This window comes from Citrobacter sp. TBCS-14 (assembly GCF_005280805.1).
Lineage (GTDB): Bacteria > Pseudomonadota > Gammaproteobacteria > Enterobacterales > Enterobacteriaceae > Citrobacter > Citrobacter gillenii.
The window spans coordinates 1-15,237 of the sequence record NZ_SZWM01000134.1; the positions used below are offsets into that span (position 1 = coordinate 1).

20 protein-coding genes are annotated in these 15,237 nt (G+C 50.0%); 14 read left to right on the top strand and 6 right to left on the bottom strand.

Features of this window, described 5'->3' with window-relative positions:
• On the top strand, positions 1–246 hold a 246-nt coding region (locus FDX22_RS30395), incomplete at its 5' end, for a hypothetical protein (protein ID WP_222592511.1).
• Between the two features lie 54 nt (positions 247–300).
• Here FDX22_RS30395 and FDX22_RS00715 read toward each other — a convergent pair.
• Complete coding sequence (locus FDX22_RS00715; protein ID WP_096757486.1) at positions 301–543, bottom strand: DinI family protein; 243 nt, start codon at positions 541–543, stop codon at positions 301–303.
• A gap of 344 nt (positions 544–887) precedes the next feature.
• Between FDX22_RS00715 and FDX22_RS00720 the strand changes: the two genes are divergently transcribed.
• From FDX22_RS00720 to FDX22_RS00755, 8 genes are all read left to right on the top strand, one after another.
• Positions 888–2,087: a hypothetical protein gene (locus FDX22_RS00720; protein ID WP_146716578.1), complete on the top strand. Its 1,200-nt coding sequence runs from the start codon at positions 888–890 to the stop codon at positions 2,085–2,087.
• A 378-nt stretch (positions 2,088–2,465) separates the two neighbouring features.
• Complete coding sequence (locus FDX22_RS29950) at positions 2,466–2,654, top strand: hypothetical protein (RefSeq protein WP_181539770.1); 189 nt, start codon at positions 2,466–2,468, stop codon at positions 2,652–2,654.
• Positions 2,655–3,010: 356 nt separating this feature from the next.
• On the top strand, positions 3,011–3,532 hold the full coding sequence (locus FDX22_RS00730) for a DUF1571 domain-containing protein (RefSeq protein ID WP_249415746.1): 522 nt from the start codon (positions 3,011–3,013) through the stop codon (positions 3,530–3,532).
• 13 nt (positions 3,533–3,545) lie between these two features.
• Complete coding sequence (locus FDX22_RS00735; RefSeq protein WP_115258807.1) at positions 3,546–4,016, top strand: SRPBCC family protein; 471 nt, start codon at positions 3,546–3,548, stop codon at positions 4,014–4,016.
• A 239-nt stretch (positions 4,017–4,255) separates the two neighbouring features.
• Positions 4,256–5,398 carry a transglutaminase-like domain-containing protein gene (locus FDX22_RS00740; RefSeq protein WP_146716580.1) on the top strand — a complete coding sequence of 381 codons (1,143 nt, stop codon included), beginning with the start codon at positions 4,256–4,258 and terminating at the stop codon, positions 5,396–5,398.
• Entirely contained in the window at positions 5,376–5,732 is a 357-nt protein-coding gene (locus tag FDX22_RS00745; protein WP_146716581.1) for a mercuric transporter MerT family protein, read from the top strand. Before FDX22_RS00740 ends, FDX22_RS00745 begins: the two co-directional genes overlap by 23 nt.
• The gene (locus FDX22_RS00750; RefSeq protein WP_096757480.1) at positions 5,729–6,010 is read left to right on the top strand and encodes a heavy-metal-associated domain-containing protein; all 282 of its coding nucleotides are present in this window, start codon (positions 5,729–5,731) and stop codon (positions 6,008–6,010) included. The genes FDX22_RS00745 and FDX22_RS00750 overlap by 4 nt, the downstream gene beginning before the upstream one ends.
• 84 nt (positions 6,011–6,094) lie before the next feature.
• Entirely contained in the window at positions 6,095–6,760 is a 666-nt protein-coding gene (locus FDX22_RS00755; RefSeq protein WP_096757479.1) for a YecA family protein, read from the top strand.
• 29 nt (positions 6,761–6,789) lie between these two features.
• On the opposite strand, the gene tyrP is transcribed toward FDX22_RS00755, so the two are convergent.
• Positions 6,790–8,001: a tyrosine transporter TyrP gene (gene tyrP, locus FDX22_RS00760; RefSeq protein WP_115258804.1), complete on the bottom strand. Its 1,212-nt coding sequence runs from the start codon at positions 7,999–8,001 to the stop codon at positions 6,790–6,792.
• A 213-nt stretch (positions 8,002–8,214) separates the two neighbouring features.
• Between tyrP and FDX22_RS00765 the strand changes: the two genes are divergently transcribed.
• On the top strand, positions 8,215–8,454 hold the full coding sequence (locus FDX22_RS00765) for a YecH family metal-binding protein (protein WP_096757478.1): 240 nt from the start codon (positions 8,215–8,217) through the stop codon (positions 8,452–8,454).
• 45 nt (positions 8,455–8,499) lie between these two features.
• Here FDX22_RS00765 and ftnA read toward each other — a convergent pair whose 3' ends face one another.
• Complete coding sequence (ftnA, locus tag FDX22_RS00770; RefSeq protein ID WP_096757477.1) at positions 8,500–8,997, bottom strand: non-heme ferritin; 498 nt, start codon at positions 8,995–8,997, stop codon at positions 8,500–8,502.
• A gap of 193 nt (positions 8,998–9,190) precedes the next feature.
• Positions 9,191–9,526 (bottom strand): YecR-like lipofamily protein, encoded by a 336-nt coding sequence (locus tag FDX22_RS00775; protein ID WP_117341916.1) that lies wholly within the window; start codon positions 9,524–9,526, stop codon positions 9,191–9,193.
• Between the two features lie 269 nt (positions 9,527–9,795).
• Here FDX22_RS00775 and FDX22_RS00780 point away from each other — a divergent pair, with 269 nt between their 5' ends.
• On the top strand, positions 9,796–10,434 hold the full coding sequence (locus tag FDX22_RS00780; protein WP_115258802.1) for an RpiB/LacA/LacB family sugar-phosphate isomerase: 639 nt from the start codon (positions 9,796–9,798) through the stop codon (positions 10,432–10,434).
• A gap of 34 nt (positions 10,435–10,468) precedes the next feature.
• Here FDX22_RS00780 and FDX22_RS00785 read toward each other — a convergent pair whose 3' ends face one another.
• A complete protein-coding gene (locus tag FDX22_RS00785) occupies positions 10,469–11,890 on the bottom strand; it encodes an MFS transporter (protein WP_146716582.1) in 1,422 nt (473 codons plus the stop codon).
• 127 nt (positions 11,891–12,017) lie between these two features.
• Here FDX22_RS00785 and FDX22_RS00790 point away from each other — a divergent pair, with 127 nt between their 5' ends.
• Positions 12,018–12,269, top strand: coding sequence for a DUF2766 family protein (locus FDX22_RS00790; RefSeq protein ID WP_096757473.1), 252 nt, complete (start codon positions 12,018–12,020; stop codon positions 12,267–12,269).
• 80 nt (positions 12,270–12,349) lie between these two features.
• Here the strand turns inward: FDX22_RS00790 and FDX22_RS00795 are convergent, their stop codons facing one another.
• Positions 12,350–12,853: a non-heme ferritin-like protein gene (locus FDX22_RS00795; protein WP_137399682.1), complete on the bottom strand. Its 504-nt coding sequence runs from the start codon at positions 12,851–12,853 to the stop codon at positions 12,350–12,352.
• 501 nt (positions 12,854–13,354) lie between these two features.
• Here FDX22_RS00795 and FDX22_RS00800 point away from each other — a divergent pair.
• Together FDX22_RS00800 and FDX22_RS00805 are read left to right on the top strand one after the other, a co-directional pair.
• Entirely contained in the window at positions 13,355–13,912 is a 558-nt protein-coding gene (locus tag FDX22_RS00800) for a DJ-1/PfpI family protein (RefSeq protein ID WP_115258799.1), read from the top strand.
• A gap of 316 nt (positions 13,913–14,228) precedes the next feature.
• Complete coding sequence (locus tag FDX22_RS00805) at positions 14,229–15,218, top strand: arabinose ABC transporter substrate-binding protein (RefSeq protein ID WP_115258798.1); 990 nt, start codon at positions 14,229–14,231, stop codon at positions 15,216–15,218.
• Positions 15,219–15,237 lie beyond the last annotated feature (19 nt).

A 15,237-nucleotide genomic window follows, 5' to 3' on the forward strand; every position in this document is an offset into this window, starting at 1 on the left:
AGCAATAAGCAGTGTCGTGAAACCACCTACGGGTGGTTTTTTTGTTTTTGTACTCCATGTTCACCATTATTTCGCCATAAAAAGAGGGCATTACTGCCTCACCGCAAACGTAACAACAAAATGCTCTTTTGCTTTCAGAACGAGAAAAGTGAATTGGAAATCAAAGTCGGGAAATTTGCCGCCACCACACTGTATGTAAAGATATGGCAGCGGTTGACTGGCGAATGTTTGAAGTGTGAGTCTTGAATGACTGCCACTCGCGGCGGGTTGTACTTACCCAGTATGATGAATCAGAGATGTTTAATCTGACACCAGCCAGAACTCAGCCTCTTCAAACATTTCCTGAACGGTTCGGCTTATCTGTTCTTTCTCGTGCTTACTGGCATCTGTGTTGATCCCCGGTAGTGTCATCATCGGTTTAACTCGAACATCCGCATCCGGGAAGAGTCGGTGAACCCTCTTACTCAACTCACCTAAAATAATCTCCTTTGCACCCGGTAAACCCTCAAAATTTCTTTTGTCATAAACGAGTTCCACAAACATTGCACACTGCCTTTCTGGTGGATGAATATACAGTATTTATACTGTGTTTTTATCCACTATTCAAGAGGGCGTTAACGTGGGCATCCCTTCAGTTGCGACTGATATGTGCAATGGTCGCTGAAGTCCGGATTGAGCGATGACGGGCTCACCCGAATCCATACCTGACCAACCTGAAGAACGGCAATGTGTGATGACCGCTCCGTGAAAGAGTACGAGAAAGACCGTTTTCAATATTGCTCAATGAGGGGGATATCCTTATATTTGATTGAGTTGTATTGTTTTAACCCCTTATTCTACTGACATCGAGCAACGCTTGATTCATTAAAATATTCTGAGTAAACGGTATGAAGAAACCAAGCGACCATAAAAATGATCGCCTTCCGAAGCCAAGAACGAACTTTTCTGATCCCGATGTGAGAAAACGTGTCGTTGCAGGGTTGAATGATTCTGCAGCAAACGATTTTATTGCCCTTATTAATTGGCTGAGAATGGGTAAAAACGTAGGCGAGGCCATCCCTTTGGCAAAATGTCACAGCCTTCGTAATACGATTTCCAGGCTTGAAGCCCTAAAATGTGGTGTAAAAACCGATTGGAAAGACGTGCTCAAACTGATGGAGCGTACAATACAAAATAGCCACCAAGTTAAAGAGATTGCGTCTGATCCATCGCAAATTGCCACTGGAATTATCAAAAATATGAATGAGATAAGCCAGAGTATCGCGTCAGGGAGCGCAACGCCTGAAATGCTGGCAAGGCTTCATAAAATGCATCAGATCACCTCCAGTCTGAAAGGAAGTGAAGATCTGACAAACAGTATTAACATGCTAATAAAAAGCACGCAGGATGCTTTGCGTGGCTATACGAGTCAAAAAGCAAAACCTAAGGTCAGGAAACCCATTAAGCAAAATTATGCCCAACGTGAAGATATGATACTCCGCAGCGAGTGTGAGCCTTTAATTGGCTTGAATGACATTTTCATGATAGCAAGTCGCCTTATTTCTATGTCAACTCGATTGGGTTGCTCTCCTGTGACCTTGGCAAAACGAGTAGATGCTTTGAAAGGTGTAATTAACCCTGAAATTATGCCCGAATTGCTCGATCTCCTTCAGCAGGATGTCGAGCTGATGGCCCAGACTGTTCCGCTCCAGGTCAAAGATGATAATAGCCGTAGTGATGGTGGAAAACTTGTTGGATTGACGGGGATAGTCGAAGGCGGAGCTTCTATAGGTGTTGAAGCTCAGCGAATAATCACAGCAGAGCTTAAAAGGCTTCCCCCGCTGACCAATGCTCAGCGAATATCTTTTGATACAGCGCGTGCAAGCTTGGCCTTAGAATGTGACACATTCAAGGTTATTGAAGAGATCAGGCGTATTGCAGCTTGCTTTAAATGGAGGCCGTTGGCTGTTGCTGCCTATGTTGCACACAAATCTCTTGGAATCAGGGCTGATATTGCTGGAGACGTGATTACCCTACTAGCGCAAGATGAGGCACTTTTAGAAAGTGCTAAATGCCCGTACTCATCCGGCCAACCGCAATCCAGTTGAGGTAGCGCTTGCGACATGCTTTACGTTCTCCGTTTTGTATCAGTAAAACCTCGCCTTGGTGTTCGGCTTGTGTGGATTCAAGTCCCATTCTAATTGAATAATTAAATCAATAAGCCGTGTCGTGAAACCACCTACGGGTGGTTTTGTTGTGCCTGCAATTTGTTGACCCGCGTCGGCATCGTTTTTAAGGGCAAGGTTTCAATAGGCATCTACCTGCGAATCGGTGCATCCATCATAAATCCTCCGCGGGCCGGGTTACTACTGAACCCATCTCGGGCGGGATTGTAACCCTGGTTCTGAAAACGGTTAAACATAATGGGATCGCCAATGCCATCCTGAATCGCAAAAGGCCGATGGATTTTATTGCGGGACCTGAGCATGAAACCGAAATCCTCCGTTCCTCCAATGATGATGACGCTGTTGCCGGTAGACAGCGCCGCACTTAATTCACGCTCTCTTGCGGCCTGGTCCTGTAAGGTGCTGGCAATAGCACAGAATGACGTCATCAACAGTACGGTGAAGGCGAAGTATGAACGTACCCGTGGCCGTTTCATGATGAATACCTGATAAAAATGTGGCTATTCAAGTATAGCGTTTGGCAGCGTTGGTACCCGACGTAGGCATGATTAATTTTACCGCTGTGTCTGTGAAAATAATGATTATCCAGCCAGTCAGCACCGCTGAATTCCCCCCTATAATGAAAGCAGGTAACAGGTGATAGCTCCTGTTTGCAGACCCTACTGATGCAGGAGACGATCATGAGAGGCTTACTCTCTTTGACGATGATGTCTGCAACGTTACTCGTTTTTAGCGCGATAGCGTATCCAGTAGCAGTGAGCGTTGCTGTGGCGTCTGTGCCGTCGCAAGACCCCATCAGTCGCTATCAACAAAGGTTTGATCAAATACAATCCTATCAGGTTGTTATGCGTTCCTCGTCCACGACAGAAGCGAGCAAAATTATTCGCTATAGCTATAAAAAACCCGGCTATGTACGAATGGACTTCACCCAACCGCATGCTGGTGCGGTACTGACCTATAACCCTGATAGTGGCAAGGTGACGTTGTGGCCATTTGGGCTAGGAACGTTGCCTGTTTTGACGCTGTCGCCCACTAATTCACTGATTCAGGATGAGCGCGGTCATCGTGTGGACCGGTCTGACATCGGCGTTTTGCTGGGGAATATTCGCCGTCTGCAGCGTGAGGGAACCACCACCACCCTTGGCGTGGAGAATCTATCCGGGCGCTCGGTCACCTATGTCTCGGTGGTGGGGCCGAAGGCAATGGTTGTTGATGGTGTTCATCGCTATGACCTTTGGTTAGATAACTATTATGGGCTGCCTGCCAAAGTGATGAGCTACACGCTGGAGGGAAAACTGCTGGAAACGGTGCTTATGGACTCACTGATCGTTAACGTCCGTTTTCCTGCCAATTTCTTCACGCCTTGAAGGAGCCAGCGTAATGGCCGAATATCAGTTTTCTACCGTCTGGCGGGTTGAGGCGTCACTGCAGGAGGTCTGGGAGGTGTTCTCGCATCCGGACCAGTGGCCAGAGTGGTGGGTAAGTCTGGAGCGAGTCACCGAAATTAAGAAAGGTGATGGGCTGGGTATCGGCGCGTTGCACCGTTATACCTGGAAAGGGGCGCTGCCGTATCGTTTAACCTTTGATATTAATGTACTGAATATTCAGCCGTGTTCTCTGCTCGAAGGAGAAGCCTGCGGTGAGGTTGAAGGTCGTGGGGTATGGTCTTTTGTCGAATTAGGTAAGGAGACACTCGTCAGATACGACTGGAACATTCGCACCACGCTTCGCTGGATGAACTATCTTGCCCCGCTGGCAGCCCCCGTATTTCGCTGGAATCACGATACGGTTATGCGCGAGGGCGCAAGAGGACTGGCCCGCAAATTAGGCGCTCCTGTGTATATGTTTTAATTTAATGGCGAGCCAGGTAAAGGGACTCGCATATTTTATGCATTCTTTGCCTTTTTTCTTATTGCGCCTGTACTCTTGTGGTCGAAAGTGGCTTAATCGGTTCTCTTTTCATTCACAGTTAACAGGTCTGTTATTGATGAATAATCCCCATCGACTCGCCTTTTTACGTCAGCGTCTGTCTGCTGTGATGATCGCCTACGCTCGCCGTGGCTCAACTCTCATAATATGGACAGACAGCAATGCAACGTCGCCAGTTTCTTAAAAATAGCGTACTCCTTTCTGCCGCCGGATTCGTCGGCCCTTCGATAGTTAGCCAGACAGTACAAGCCGCAGAGCCGTTAGCAGCGCCGGTGGCGCGTCGACGTTTTGTGTTATCACAAACCTATCAGCTCAATCCACCTCAGGGATCGCGTGGCGTGGTGAAACTGTGGATACCGCTGCCGGTAGACACCGCGTTTCAGCAGATGACAAACCTTGTCTTTACCGGCAACTATAAGCAGGCGTACCTCACCACTAATAACACCTACGGCGCCAAAACGCTGTTTGCCAGTTGGCCCGATTCGCAGGGTGAGTTGCTGATAAAGGTCGAAATTGAGATTGAAACGACCGACTGGGAACCGCTGAAACATGACGCGCTAAAAACCTGGCAAGCGCCGGCGCAGATTATTTACCCGCTGGATGTCAAACCGTATCTGCTGCCGACCGCGCATACGCCCATCGATGGCCTGGTTCAGGAAACCGCGCGTAAAATTACCGGGACGGAGCAGGACCCACTGAAAAAAGCACGCCTTATTTATGAGTGGGTGAGTCGCTATATGGAGCGTGATAATGACGTGATTGGCTGCGGGACAGGCGATGTCGCAGAGATCCTGAAAAGCGGCAAGCTTAAGGGAAAATGTACCGACATGAGTTCCGTTTTTGTGGCCCTGGCTAGGGCTAGCGGCATTCCTGCGCGTGAACTGTTTGGCATCCGCCTGGGGAAAGCCGTTAAGCTGGAACGCTATTCGAAAAGCGCGTTTGGCAAAGCCGACAGCGCAGGGGTTGCCGATGTTAGTGGTGGACAGCACTGTCGTGCTGAGTTCTACCTGGCCGGCTACGGCTGGTTGCCGTGCGACCCGGCAGACGTGACCAAAATGCGTTTGGCAGAGAAAAAAGCCCATCAGGATGCCGATGTCCAGGCCGTGAACGCTTACCTGTTTGGTAACTGGGAAATGAACTGGGTGGGTTTCAACTACGGACGCGATTTTGAACTGTATCCGGCAACCGAGCAGGGTGCGATGAACAACTTTGGTTACCCTTATGCTGAAGTGGACGGCGATCCGATCAATTTCTATGACCCTAAAGCGTTCTCTTACCGCTATGTCGCAACAGAACAACGCTAAGGGGGCGGGATTAACCCTGCTGACGGCCGCTGCGGCGGCTGTCACCGCAGGTCTGTGCTGCGTCGGGCCGCTGTTATATCTGCTGTTTGGTATTTCCGCGGCGGGCTTTGCGGTATTCACCCAGGCTGAATTTTTACGTCTCCCCCTGATGGTGCTGACGTTAGGGTTATTATTACGCGTCTTCTGGCGACTCTATTTTTCTAAACGGTTGTGGTGCACCGGGCGGTTAACCTTGACGCAGATGCGCGTTCTATACTGGTTCGCCGTGGCGCTGATTTTGCCGGTGTTATTCTACCCCACGCTGGTGGCCTGGTTTTATGAGGTGTTTGAATGAAAAAAGTAATGCTGCTGGGATGGTTATTACTGCCGTTATGGGTCCAGGCCGCCAATCAAAAAGTGGTGCTGGATATCCAAAATATGACCTGCTCGCTGTGCGTTATTTCGGTGAACCAGGCGCTGCGCGAAACCGACGGCGTGATCAAAGCCAAATCTTCGCTTAAGACTCGACAGGCCGAAGCCATCGTGCCCCACGGTTTTTCTACTGATACGCTGCTGAACGCAGTGGCGAAAACCGGATACACGGCCACGCTAAACCGTATTGAGCAACAGTAAGCCGTTTATGCCTATTGGTATCAGTTATTCTGCCAGCCATGTAAGATACTCACAGGCAGGAATTATTGACTAAGGAAAAGCGTTATGAAAACGGGACCGTTAAACGAGAGCGAGCTGGAATGGCTGGATGATGTACTGACCAAGTACAATACCGACAAAGCGATTCTGGATGTCTCAGAGCTGGACGGCTTGCTGACGGCAGTGCTCAGTTCACCTTTTGAAATTGAGCCAGAGCAGTGGCTGGTCGCGATATGGGGCGGCGCGCAGTATGTCCCTCGCTGGTCATCCGAAAAAGAAATGGCGCGTTTTATGAACCTGGCGTTTCAGCACATGGCGGATACCGCCGATCGTCTGGATGAATTCCCGGAGCAGTTTGAACCGTTGTTTGGCCTGCGCGAAATTGAAGGCCATGAGCTGACGATTGTGGAAGAGTGGTGCTTTGGCTATATGCGCGGTGTGGCGTTGTCTGACTGGTCCACATTACCGGATTCGTTAAAACCCGCGCTTGAGGCGATTGCGCTGCACGGGACGGAAGAAAACTTCGAGGTGGTGGAAAAACTGACCCCAGAGGCGTTTGAAGAGAGCGTTGAGGCTATCCGTCTGGCGGCGCTGGATCTACACGCGTATTGGATGGCGCACCCGCAGGAAGCCCCGGCGAAGGTACCGGTTAAAGTCGATGCCAAGGTAGGACGTAACGATCCGTGCCCGTGCGGCAGCGGTAAAAAATATAAGCAGTGCTGTCTGCACTAAGACAATGGGGGCATTAAGCCCCCTTTTTTTTAACCCACTTCTGGCAGCAGTCCTGCCGCAATTGAAAACTGCACCGCTATCACCACAATCCCGCAAATAAACACCAGTGCCAGTGCCGGAGCGCCGCCGGCAACGCGATACGTCGCCTGAGGATTGTGTTTTCTGCTCTGCCAGACCAGCATCGACGGGATCAGCAGCGCCAGCACCGCGAGGGCCACGCCTGCGTATCCCAGTGCCATGACAAACCCGCGCGGGTAGAAGAGGGCGAAGGCCAACGGCGGCAGGAATGTCACTATGCCGGTCTGCAGTCTTCCGGCTGCAGTATTACGGCGCTGGAAGAGGTCAGCCAGATAATCAAATAAGCCCAGCGCCACACCCAGGAAGGAGGTCGCCAGTGCGAGGTCGGCAAACAGATGCACTGCCAGCTCAACGTGCGGTGAGGCCACCACTTCACGTAACGCCTGTAATAAACCGTTTAAGCCCGCATGATCGGCGAGCAGCCCCATAAAGGTTGATGAGTTGATACTGCCGAGTGTGGCCAACTGCCAGAAAATATAGGCGACCAGCGGGATGGCGCTACCGGTAATAAACACCCAGCGTAATTTACGGATATTGCCGTTCATATAGCTGACAATGCTGGGAACGCTGCCGTGAAAACCGAATGAAGTGAAGATAACCGGAATGGCAGAAAGCGCCAGACCCTGCTGCAGCGGTAGCGTGAGGAGATTGACTTTATGGACGTGCGGCATCAGCAACGCCAGCATAACGACCAGAAAAATAATTTTGGCGCTGAACAGCAGGCGGTTGAACAGATCAACCAATGAAGTGCCTACACATACCACCCCCCCGGCAACAAAGGTGAACAGTAATACGCCCATCGTTGGGGATATGCTGGTGCCGGTCCAATCACTGATGCTCGAGGCCAAAAGTTCACCCGCACCGCTGATGTACGCCGCTGTGAGCGCATACATCAAAAACATCATGCTAAAGCCGGTGATCCACTGTCCGTAGCGACCGAGATAGCGTTTTGCCAGCGTGCCGAGTCCGGTGTCTGCCGGGACATGCTGATACACTTCGAGCAGCAACAGCGCGGTGTAGCACATCAGTGCCCATAGCCCAACTAACAACACCAGCGTGACGCTAAATCCCACGCCCGCCGCAGCCAATGGCATCGCCAGCATACCGGCGCCAATCGTGGTTCCCGCCACGATAAAAACACTACCCAGAGTTCTATTCTTCACGCTTTCCTCTGTCCCAGAGATAGTCAACAGTTGTATCTGCGGCGCAGAGTAAGGCATAACGCTATTTTCGTCAAATGACCGTTACAATACGTGTATAATTATATTTACACTTGGTGGGTGGTTAAGATGTATTCCAGATGACATTTTTCTGCGTTAGCGCAAAACAGCATAAAGCCGTTCACATTAGGCTATGGGCTTTATTGAGGAGAATGTATGGAATCTATTCACGGCCACGAAGTACTCAACATGATGATTGAGTCTGGCGAACAGTATTCAAATGCCAGCCTTGAAGCGGCGATTACAGCACGTTTTGGCGAGCAGGCACGTTTTCATACCTGTTCTGCTGAGGGCATGACGGCGGCTGAGCTGGTGGCGTTCTTAGCAGCGAAGGGGAAGTTTATTGCCAGAGACGACGGCTTCTCTACGCACGAAAGTAAGATCTGCCGCCATTAATATTCCTGGCTAACGGTAGTATAGCGCCACCGTTAGCCAACAGAATTAATTCTGTGTATCAAGCGTGGCCAGTTCTCTGTCGATGAAATAAAGACCTTCACCGCTTTTGCCTGCCAGCGTTAATTTATCAATAACCGATTTAAATAATTTCTCTTCTTCGTGCTGCTCGGCAACATACCATTGCAGGAAATTAAAGGTCGGATAATCCTGATGGGTCATTGCCGCATGCGCCAGTTCATTAATTTTCTGGGTGATCAGCTGTTCGTGTTCATAGGTAACGCGGAACAGTTCATCCAGTGACGCGTATTCAGCAAACGGTGATGGCACGGTATTAATGCACGGCAAGCTGCCGGTGTCGGTCAGGTAGTCAAACAGACGCTGCATATGCGTCATCTCTTCCTGTGCATGGCGACGCAGGAACGCGGCGGCGCCTTCAAAGCTGTGATAGCTGCACCACGCACTCATCTGTTGGTAGAGCAGAGATGAATATAATTCAAGATTCATTTGCTCATTCAGTTGGTCGATCATTTCTGTTTTCAGCATGGTTCTGCTCCACGAACGGTAATTATATATTGATGTGGCATCACTATAATTTGTTATTTATTTATTTGCAAAAGGTAAAATAATAATTTTAATTATTAAAAATGCGAATGGGAATAAAACGCATTAACGATATTAGATCGTAAAAATAAACCCGGCGTAATAAAAGACCAGCAGCAATATGCTGGTCTGCATATTAGTAATTAAAAGAGGGGGATTGTGGGACGGCGACGCCGTGGCACTGCCAGGCGAGCGTGATGGTGGTATTCATGCACAAGGAACCGGCATAAACGCTGCAGGTGGCAACCGGTTGGCCAAACGCCACCGCGCTGGCGTATCCCATCCGCTGACATTCCTTTGTCGCCGTACCCTGGGCAACATAATCGTCGGTACGAGCCGTCTGCAGCATGGCCTGGTTGTAAGTCAAGCGCACTACACCGGTGATAGGGCTGGCTTCGCTGACCTGTGCCTGTTTAGTGATAGTGCATCCCGTCAGCACGAGCGGCAATAGGGTTAGGATTAGGGTCTTCATGATATCGCTCTGAAAGTTCGGTGATAGGCTATCCTTGCATACACTGCGGCCTGACAATGGCCTGAATAACTTAACGATCACCTGCAAGTAATCACAACGGCGTCTTCGGTATGAGGCAAATCGGTTGTTTCAAAGGAAAAATGTGAGCACATCATTACTTTTTAAAACTAAATTTCATTAAATTTGAAAGTGAGTTTGCAAAATAGTAATGTGGCCTGAATGTTATGACTCATGGCGGAACCCCCGCGACGTATTCAGGAGAAGACACAATGAAAATTGCATTGATGATGGAAAACAGCCAGGCAAGCAAAAACGCGATCATTCATAACGAGCTTAAAGCCGTTGCTGATGAGAAAGGTTTCCCGGTGTTTAACGTTGGTATGAGCGATGAAAATGACCATCATCTGACCTATATTCATCTTGGCATTATGGCCAGCATTCTGCTCAATTCTAAAGCTGTCGATTTTGTCGTCACCGGTTGCGGTACGGGTCAGGGCGCCATGATGTCGCTGAATATCCATCCGGGCGTCGTGTGCGGCTATTGCCTCGACCCGGCAGATGCGTTCCTGTTCGCACAAATCAACAACGGTAATGCGCTCTCCCTGGCGTTTGCGAAAGGTTTCGGCTGGGGCGCAGAGCTGAACGTACGCTATATGTTCGAAAAAGCCTTCACGGGGCGTAACGGCGAGGGTTATCCGCCGGAGCGTAAAGAGCCACAGGTGCGTAACGCCGGTATTCTGAATCAGGTTAAAGCGGCGGTCGTCAAAGAAAACTATCTTGATACTCTGCGCGCTATCGATCCCGAATTGGTGAAAACGGCTGTATCCGGCCCGCGTTTCCAGCAGTGCTTCTTTGAAAACTGCCAGGACAAAGCGATTGAAGCGTTTGTCCGTGAAATCATTGGCTAAATGTTGTTGGCCCGGCGGCGCACGCTGTCCGGGCTTATCGGTTCTTGTTTGACACCGCACAGCCTGCGTCGCGAGTGAGCCGCAACGTATCCACCATGCCGATCAGGCAAATAATAGCAATTACCACAAAGGCCAGACGGAAGCTAATGCCGGGCACATGGCTCAGCGCCAGCCACTTGCTGACTTCATCACCCATTCTGATGCCAATTGCCGCCAGCGAAATTCCTAACCCTACCGCTAATTGCGTGGCCGTGCTGAACAGCGTATTGGCGTAGCTCATCTGCGAGGCGGGAACATCAGCGAAGGCCAGCGTGCTGACACCGGTAAACTGGATCGAGCGGAACACGCCGCCCAGATACAGCACCAGTAAAATCACCCACACTGGCGTTTGCGGGGTAATCAACGCGCAGGCCAGTAGCGCCAGTACGTTCAGCGCACCGTTAATCAACAGCAGCTTTTTAAAGCCCAGCCAGCGAATCAACGGCGTGGTCGCAGGTTTGATCGTCAGATTGCCGACAAACACCGCCAGCACTAATGAGCCGGCATGAAAGGCGTTCATGCTAAAGCCGACCTGAAACATCAACGGCAGCAAAAAGGGTACCGCGCTGATAGACGCACGAAACAGCGACCCGCCGTACATCGTGACGCGAAACGTCGGGACCTGCAGGGCATCGAGACGAATCATCGGCCAGGCAGCATGGCGAAAATGGCGCAAAGCGAACAAAAAGGTGACGACCCCAAGCGTAAGTAGGCCAGCAGTTAGCCAGCCTTGAGGCTGTTGTGCGCCCAATAACTCCATGGCATACACCAGACTAACCATGGCAACCGAGGTGGCAATAAAGCCGGGGATGTCGAAGGGGCGGCGTTCATCATCATGGATATCGGGGATGAAGCGTAACGCCAGGGCTATCGCCAGTAATCCCAATGGGACATTAATAAAGAAGATCCAGCGCCAGTTGGCATAGCTAGTGATAAACCCGCCGAGCGGGGGACCGATGATAGGGGCGACTAATGCCGGCCAGGTCAGGGTGGCAATGGCAGTGATTAACTGGTGTTTTGGCGTGGTGCGCAGCACCGCGAGGCGACCAACCGGCACCATCAGTGCACCGCCCACTCCCTGTAGGATACGCATCGCTACAAAGCTTTCGAGGCTGGTGGATAACCCGCACAGCACTGAGGCGAGGGTAAAGATGGCCAGCGCCAGACTAAACACCTTACGCGCGCCGAAGCGATCGGCAATCCAGCCGCTGGCAGGGATCAGAACCGCCAGGGTGATCAGATAAGCGCTGATGCCAATGTTGAGATCGACCGCCTCAACGCCAAAGCTTTTTGCCATATCGGGTAGGGCGGTGGCGATGACCGTGCCATCGATAAACTCCATAAAAAAAGCCCCGGCAACGAGCAAGGCCGCCGGGGAGAGGCCACGTTTATTCTCAACCGCTACATCGTTACTCATGTTGTGCTTGCCATCTCAAATGAAATTCACGGGATCTTTTTATTTTCAGTGCAGCTGTACTCTCCGCACTGCTATCGTTTCGCACCCTGAATGGGTACTATGACAACCTTTCTATAAGGAGCTCATTATGTCCCAAACACTGAATGCCGATCAGGAACTGCTCTCGGACGTTGTTGCCTGCCAGCTGGTTATTAAGCAAATTCTGGATGTTATTGATGTCATTGCCCCGGTCGAAGTGCGGGAAAAAATGTCCAGCCAGCTGAAAAGCATCGATTTTTCCAGTCATCCCGCAGGTGGCGATCCGGTTACGATGCGCGCTATTCAAAAAGCTGTTGCGTTGATCGAACTGAAGTTCACGCCGCAAAGTGAGTCTCACTAAAATAAACCGTTGTTTCAGATTTTAGAAAGGTTTTTTTGCGCCTCTTGGATACAGAGGCGCAGACAGGGTAGTGCCGAGTATCAGTGATGCTGGTGGTTAACGACGTTTAGCAGATGCTTATCCGTTTGCGCCATACACAGTCCGGCGCGTTTGGCGCTACGAACCTCATCAAGAATCGTTTGCAACAGCACACCATCCTGCTGCTGCTCTTTTTCCAGATCGTGAAGAAAATCAACGGTTGGCACATCGTTCAATGCTTCTGCTTCATTGGTTAAGCGTGACAGTGTGTTGGCTCGCTGTTGATATTCATCCAGCGTTTTTTGAAATAAGTCTTCAAGAGACGTCAACTCATCGCCTGGCACGTCGATGGCTTTGACAATGGGGTTGGCACCCGCGCTTTTCATAAAATTAAACACGCGCATCATTTGCGTGACGTTGCTCTGTGCCTGCGTACGCAGAAACGTTGCGGTGCCGGTCAGACTGTGCTCGTAGCACCATTCACTAAGGTGAAGGTAGAGGTTTGATGCATAAAACTCAAGATTCATTTGGGTGTTGAGTTTGTGAACAATTCCAACTGCAGCCATATCAATATCCTTATTTCCAGAAAGGAAAATGTACGTTACTCACGTCAGTACAACGGGCTGCCGTTGCACTTTACATCTACGTACACGTAATACTGTTAGCAGAATAAATCCGTTCTGCCGGTCCTTTATATGATCACTGAGGCAATTCTATGCCGATCGAAAATAAGCATAGCGCCTGCTCACGCATAAGAAAATCCTTAAATATTCGTATTTATGTTTTTTTACATATTGTTATAAGAATATTCTTGCTCTTAATATTTTGATGTATAGCGGGAGTGAATGTAACGAACTGATTTTAAAGTTGTTAAAGTTAAATAAAGATAATGAAATGGCGTTTCATATCACAAAATTAAATTTTCCGACAAGGTATCCTCGATGCGAGTTCTCAATATTTGACGTTTTTTTTGAGCCTGATCAATTTTACTGAATTGCATTAATCAAATGACATTAATAATTCGATATTTATGGTTTGGTTGATGTGGATAAATCGAGGAGTTAAGTATGAAAAAGGTCGCGGTGCTGCTGGCACCCGGTTTTGAAGAGGCTGAAGCCATTGTCACCATCGATATTCTTCGCCGTCTGCATATTGATGTTGAGACGCTGGCCTGCGCCGAGTCCCGTGCGGTAGTGAGCTATCACGATATTCCGATGGTCACTGACAGCACCCTGGCTGCCCGCCTGGAGACGATGTATGACGCCGTCGTGTTACCCGGTGGGCCGCAGGGCAGCGTGAATCTTGCCGCCAGCGATGCAGTTGTCCAGTTTATTGCACGTCATGATGCCGCCGGAAAACTGATTTGTCCGGTGTGCTCGGCCGCCGCCCGAGTTCTGGGAGGCAACGGCCTGCTGAAGGGCCGTCGCTACGTGTGCTCAGGGGATTTGTGGCAAAACGTCACGGAGGGTGAATACATCGACGCGCCGGTAGTCGAAGATGGCAATCTGATCAGCGGCAAAGGCTTAGGTCATATTTTTGATTTTGCTTTTGCCGTTTCTGCTCGTCTGCTGGAAGATGATGCCCCTGTTCGCGACCATGCCGAACATATTTATTACCCCTGGTAATCATTGCGTTCCCGAATGTGTGCATTCGGGAACAAGGATTCACTGACTGACGTTATGGATTAATCTGCTGCGCCTCATTTTCCCCACCAAAAAAACCGCGTTTTTTTATGTCATTTCCCACTGAATTTATGTACGCAATTACTGTAATTCTGTGGTGTGATGCCGCTCTCTTATGGAGAATCAATTTCCCGCTACAACTACTCTCAGCACTGGCATTGATCTTATCAATAAAAGGTAATGCCTTGTTTTACGTCCGAATTACAAAAAATCGTCTGATTTTACCCTACATAAAAGAACGTTAAAGCTGGAGTTAACCATGCACAAATTCACTAAAGCGCTGGCGGCCATCGGTTTGGCTGCCGTTATGTCACAATCCGCTATCGCTGAATCCATGAAGCTCGGTTTCCTGGTCAAGCAGCCGGAAGAACCCTGGTTCCAGACTGAATGGAAATTTGCGGATAAAGCCGGTAAAGACCTTGGTTTTGAAGTGATTAAGATTGCCGTCCCGGATGGTGAGAAAACCCTGAATGCCATCGACAGCCTTGCGGCAAGTGGCGCAAAAGGCTTTGTTATTTGTACGCCGGATCCCAAGCTCGGGCCTGCGATTATGGCAAAGGCGCGTGGCTATGACATGAAAGTGATCGCTGTCGATGACCAGTTTGCCAACGCCAAAGGTAAGCCGATGGACACCGTGCCGCTGGTGATGATGGCGGCCACTAAAATTGGTGAGCGTCAGGGCGAGGAATTGTACAAAGAAATGCAAAAACGCGGCTGGGATGTGAAATCTTCTGCCGTGATGGCGATAACCGCCAACGAACTTGATACCGCGCGTCGTCGTACGTCCGGTTCAATGGACGCGCTCAAAGCGGCTGGCTTCCCGGAAAAACAGATCTATCAGGTTCCGACCAAATCTAACGATATCCCCGGCGCATTCGACGCCGCGAACTCCATGCTGGTTCAGCATCCTGAAGTTAAACACTGGTTGATTGTCGGCATGAATGACAACACCGTGCTGGGTGGCGTGCGTGCGACCGAAGGGCAGGGCTTTAAAGCACCAAACGTGATTGGTATCGGCATCAACGGCGTCGATGCGATTAGCGAACTGTCTAAAGGTGAAGCGACCGGCTTCTACGGCTCACTGCTGCCAAGCCCGGACGTACACGGCTATAAATCCAGTGAAATGCTTTACAACTGGGTGACTAAAGGGGCAGAGCCGCCGGCATTTACTGAAGTGACAGATGTGGTGCTGATCACCCGCGATAACTTCAAAGAAGAGCTGGCGAAAAAAGGGTTAGGCGGCAAGTAATACGTCATGCCGGATAAGA

Bases quoted from the DNA above. Each gene is read 5' to 3' on its own strand.
- FDX22_RS00715 (WP_096757486.1), bottom strand. From the start codon at position 543: ATGTTTGTGGAACTCGTTTATGACAAAAGAAATTTTGAGGGTTTACCG.
- FDX22_RS00720 (WP_146716578.1), top strand. From the start codon at position 888: ATGAAGAAACCAAGCGACCATAAAAATGATCGCCTTCCGAAGCCAAGA.
- FDX22_RS29950 (WP_181539770.1), top strand. From the start codon at position 2,466: ATGAAACCGAAATCCTCCGTTCCTCCAATGATGATGACGCTGTTGCCG.
- FDX22_RS00730 (WP_249415746.1), top strand. From the start codon at position 3,011: ATGCGTTCCTCGTCCACGACAGAAGCGAGCAAAATTATTCGCTATAGC.
- FDX22_RS00735 (WP_115258807.1), top strand. From the start codon at position 3,546: ATGGCCGAATATCAGTTTTCTACCGTCTGGCGGGTTGAGGCGTCACTG.
- FDX22_RS00740 (WP_146716580.1), top strand. From the start codon at position 4,256: ATGCAACGTCGCCAGTTTCTTAAAAATAGCGTACTCCTTTCTGCCGCC.
- FDX22_RS00745 (WP_146716581.1), top strand. From the start codon at position 5,376: ATGTCGCAACAGAACAACGCTAAGGGGGCGGGATTAACCCTGCTGACG.
- FDX22_RS00750 (WP_096757480.1), top strand. From the start codon at position 5,729: ATGAAAAAAGTAATGCTGCTGGGATGGTTATTACTGCCGTTATGGGTC.
- FDX22_RS00755 (WP_096757479.1), top strand. From the start codon at position 6,095: ATGAAAACGGGACCGTTAAACGAGAGCGAGCTGGAATGGCTGGATGAT.
- FDX22_RS00765 (WP_096757478.1), top strand. From the start codon at position 8,215: ATGGAATCTATTCACGGCCACGAAGTACTCAACATGATGATTGAGTCT.
- ftnA (WP_096757477.1), bottom strand. From the start codon at position 8,997: ATGCTGAAAACAGAAATGATCGACCAACTGAATGAGCAAATGAATCTT.
- FDX22_RS00775 (WP_117341916.1), bottom strand. From the start codon at position 9,526: ATGAAGACCCTAATCCTAACCCTATTGCCGCTCGTGCTGACGGGATGC.
- FDX22_RS00780 (WP_115258802.1), top strand. From the start codon at position 9,796: ATGAAAATTGCATTGATGATGGAAAACAGCCAGGCAAGCAAAAACGCG.
- FDX22_RS00785 (WP_146716582.1), bottom strand. From the start codon at position 11,890: ATGAGTAACGATGTAGCGGTTGAGAATAAACGTGGCCTCTCCCCGGCG.
- FDX22_RS00790 (WP_096757473.1), top strand. From the start codon at position 12,018: ATGTCCCAAACACTGAATGCCGATCAGGAACTGCTCTCGGACGTTGTT.
- FDX22_RS00795 (WP_137399682.1), bottom strand. From the start codon at position 12,853: ATGGCTGCAGTTGGAATTGTTCACAAACTCAACACCCAAATGAATCTT.
- FDX22_RS00800 (WP_115258799.1), top strand. From the start codon at position 13,355: ATGAAAAAGGTCGCGGTGCTGCTGGCACCCGGTTTTGAAGAGGCTGAA.
- FDX22_RS00805 (WP_115258798.1), top strand. From the start codon at position 14,229: ATGCACAAATTCACTAAAGCGCTGGCGGCCATCGGTTTGGCTGCCGTT.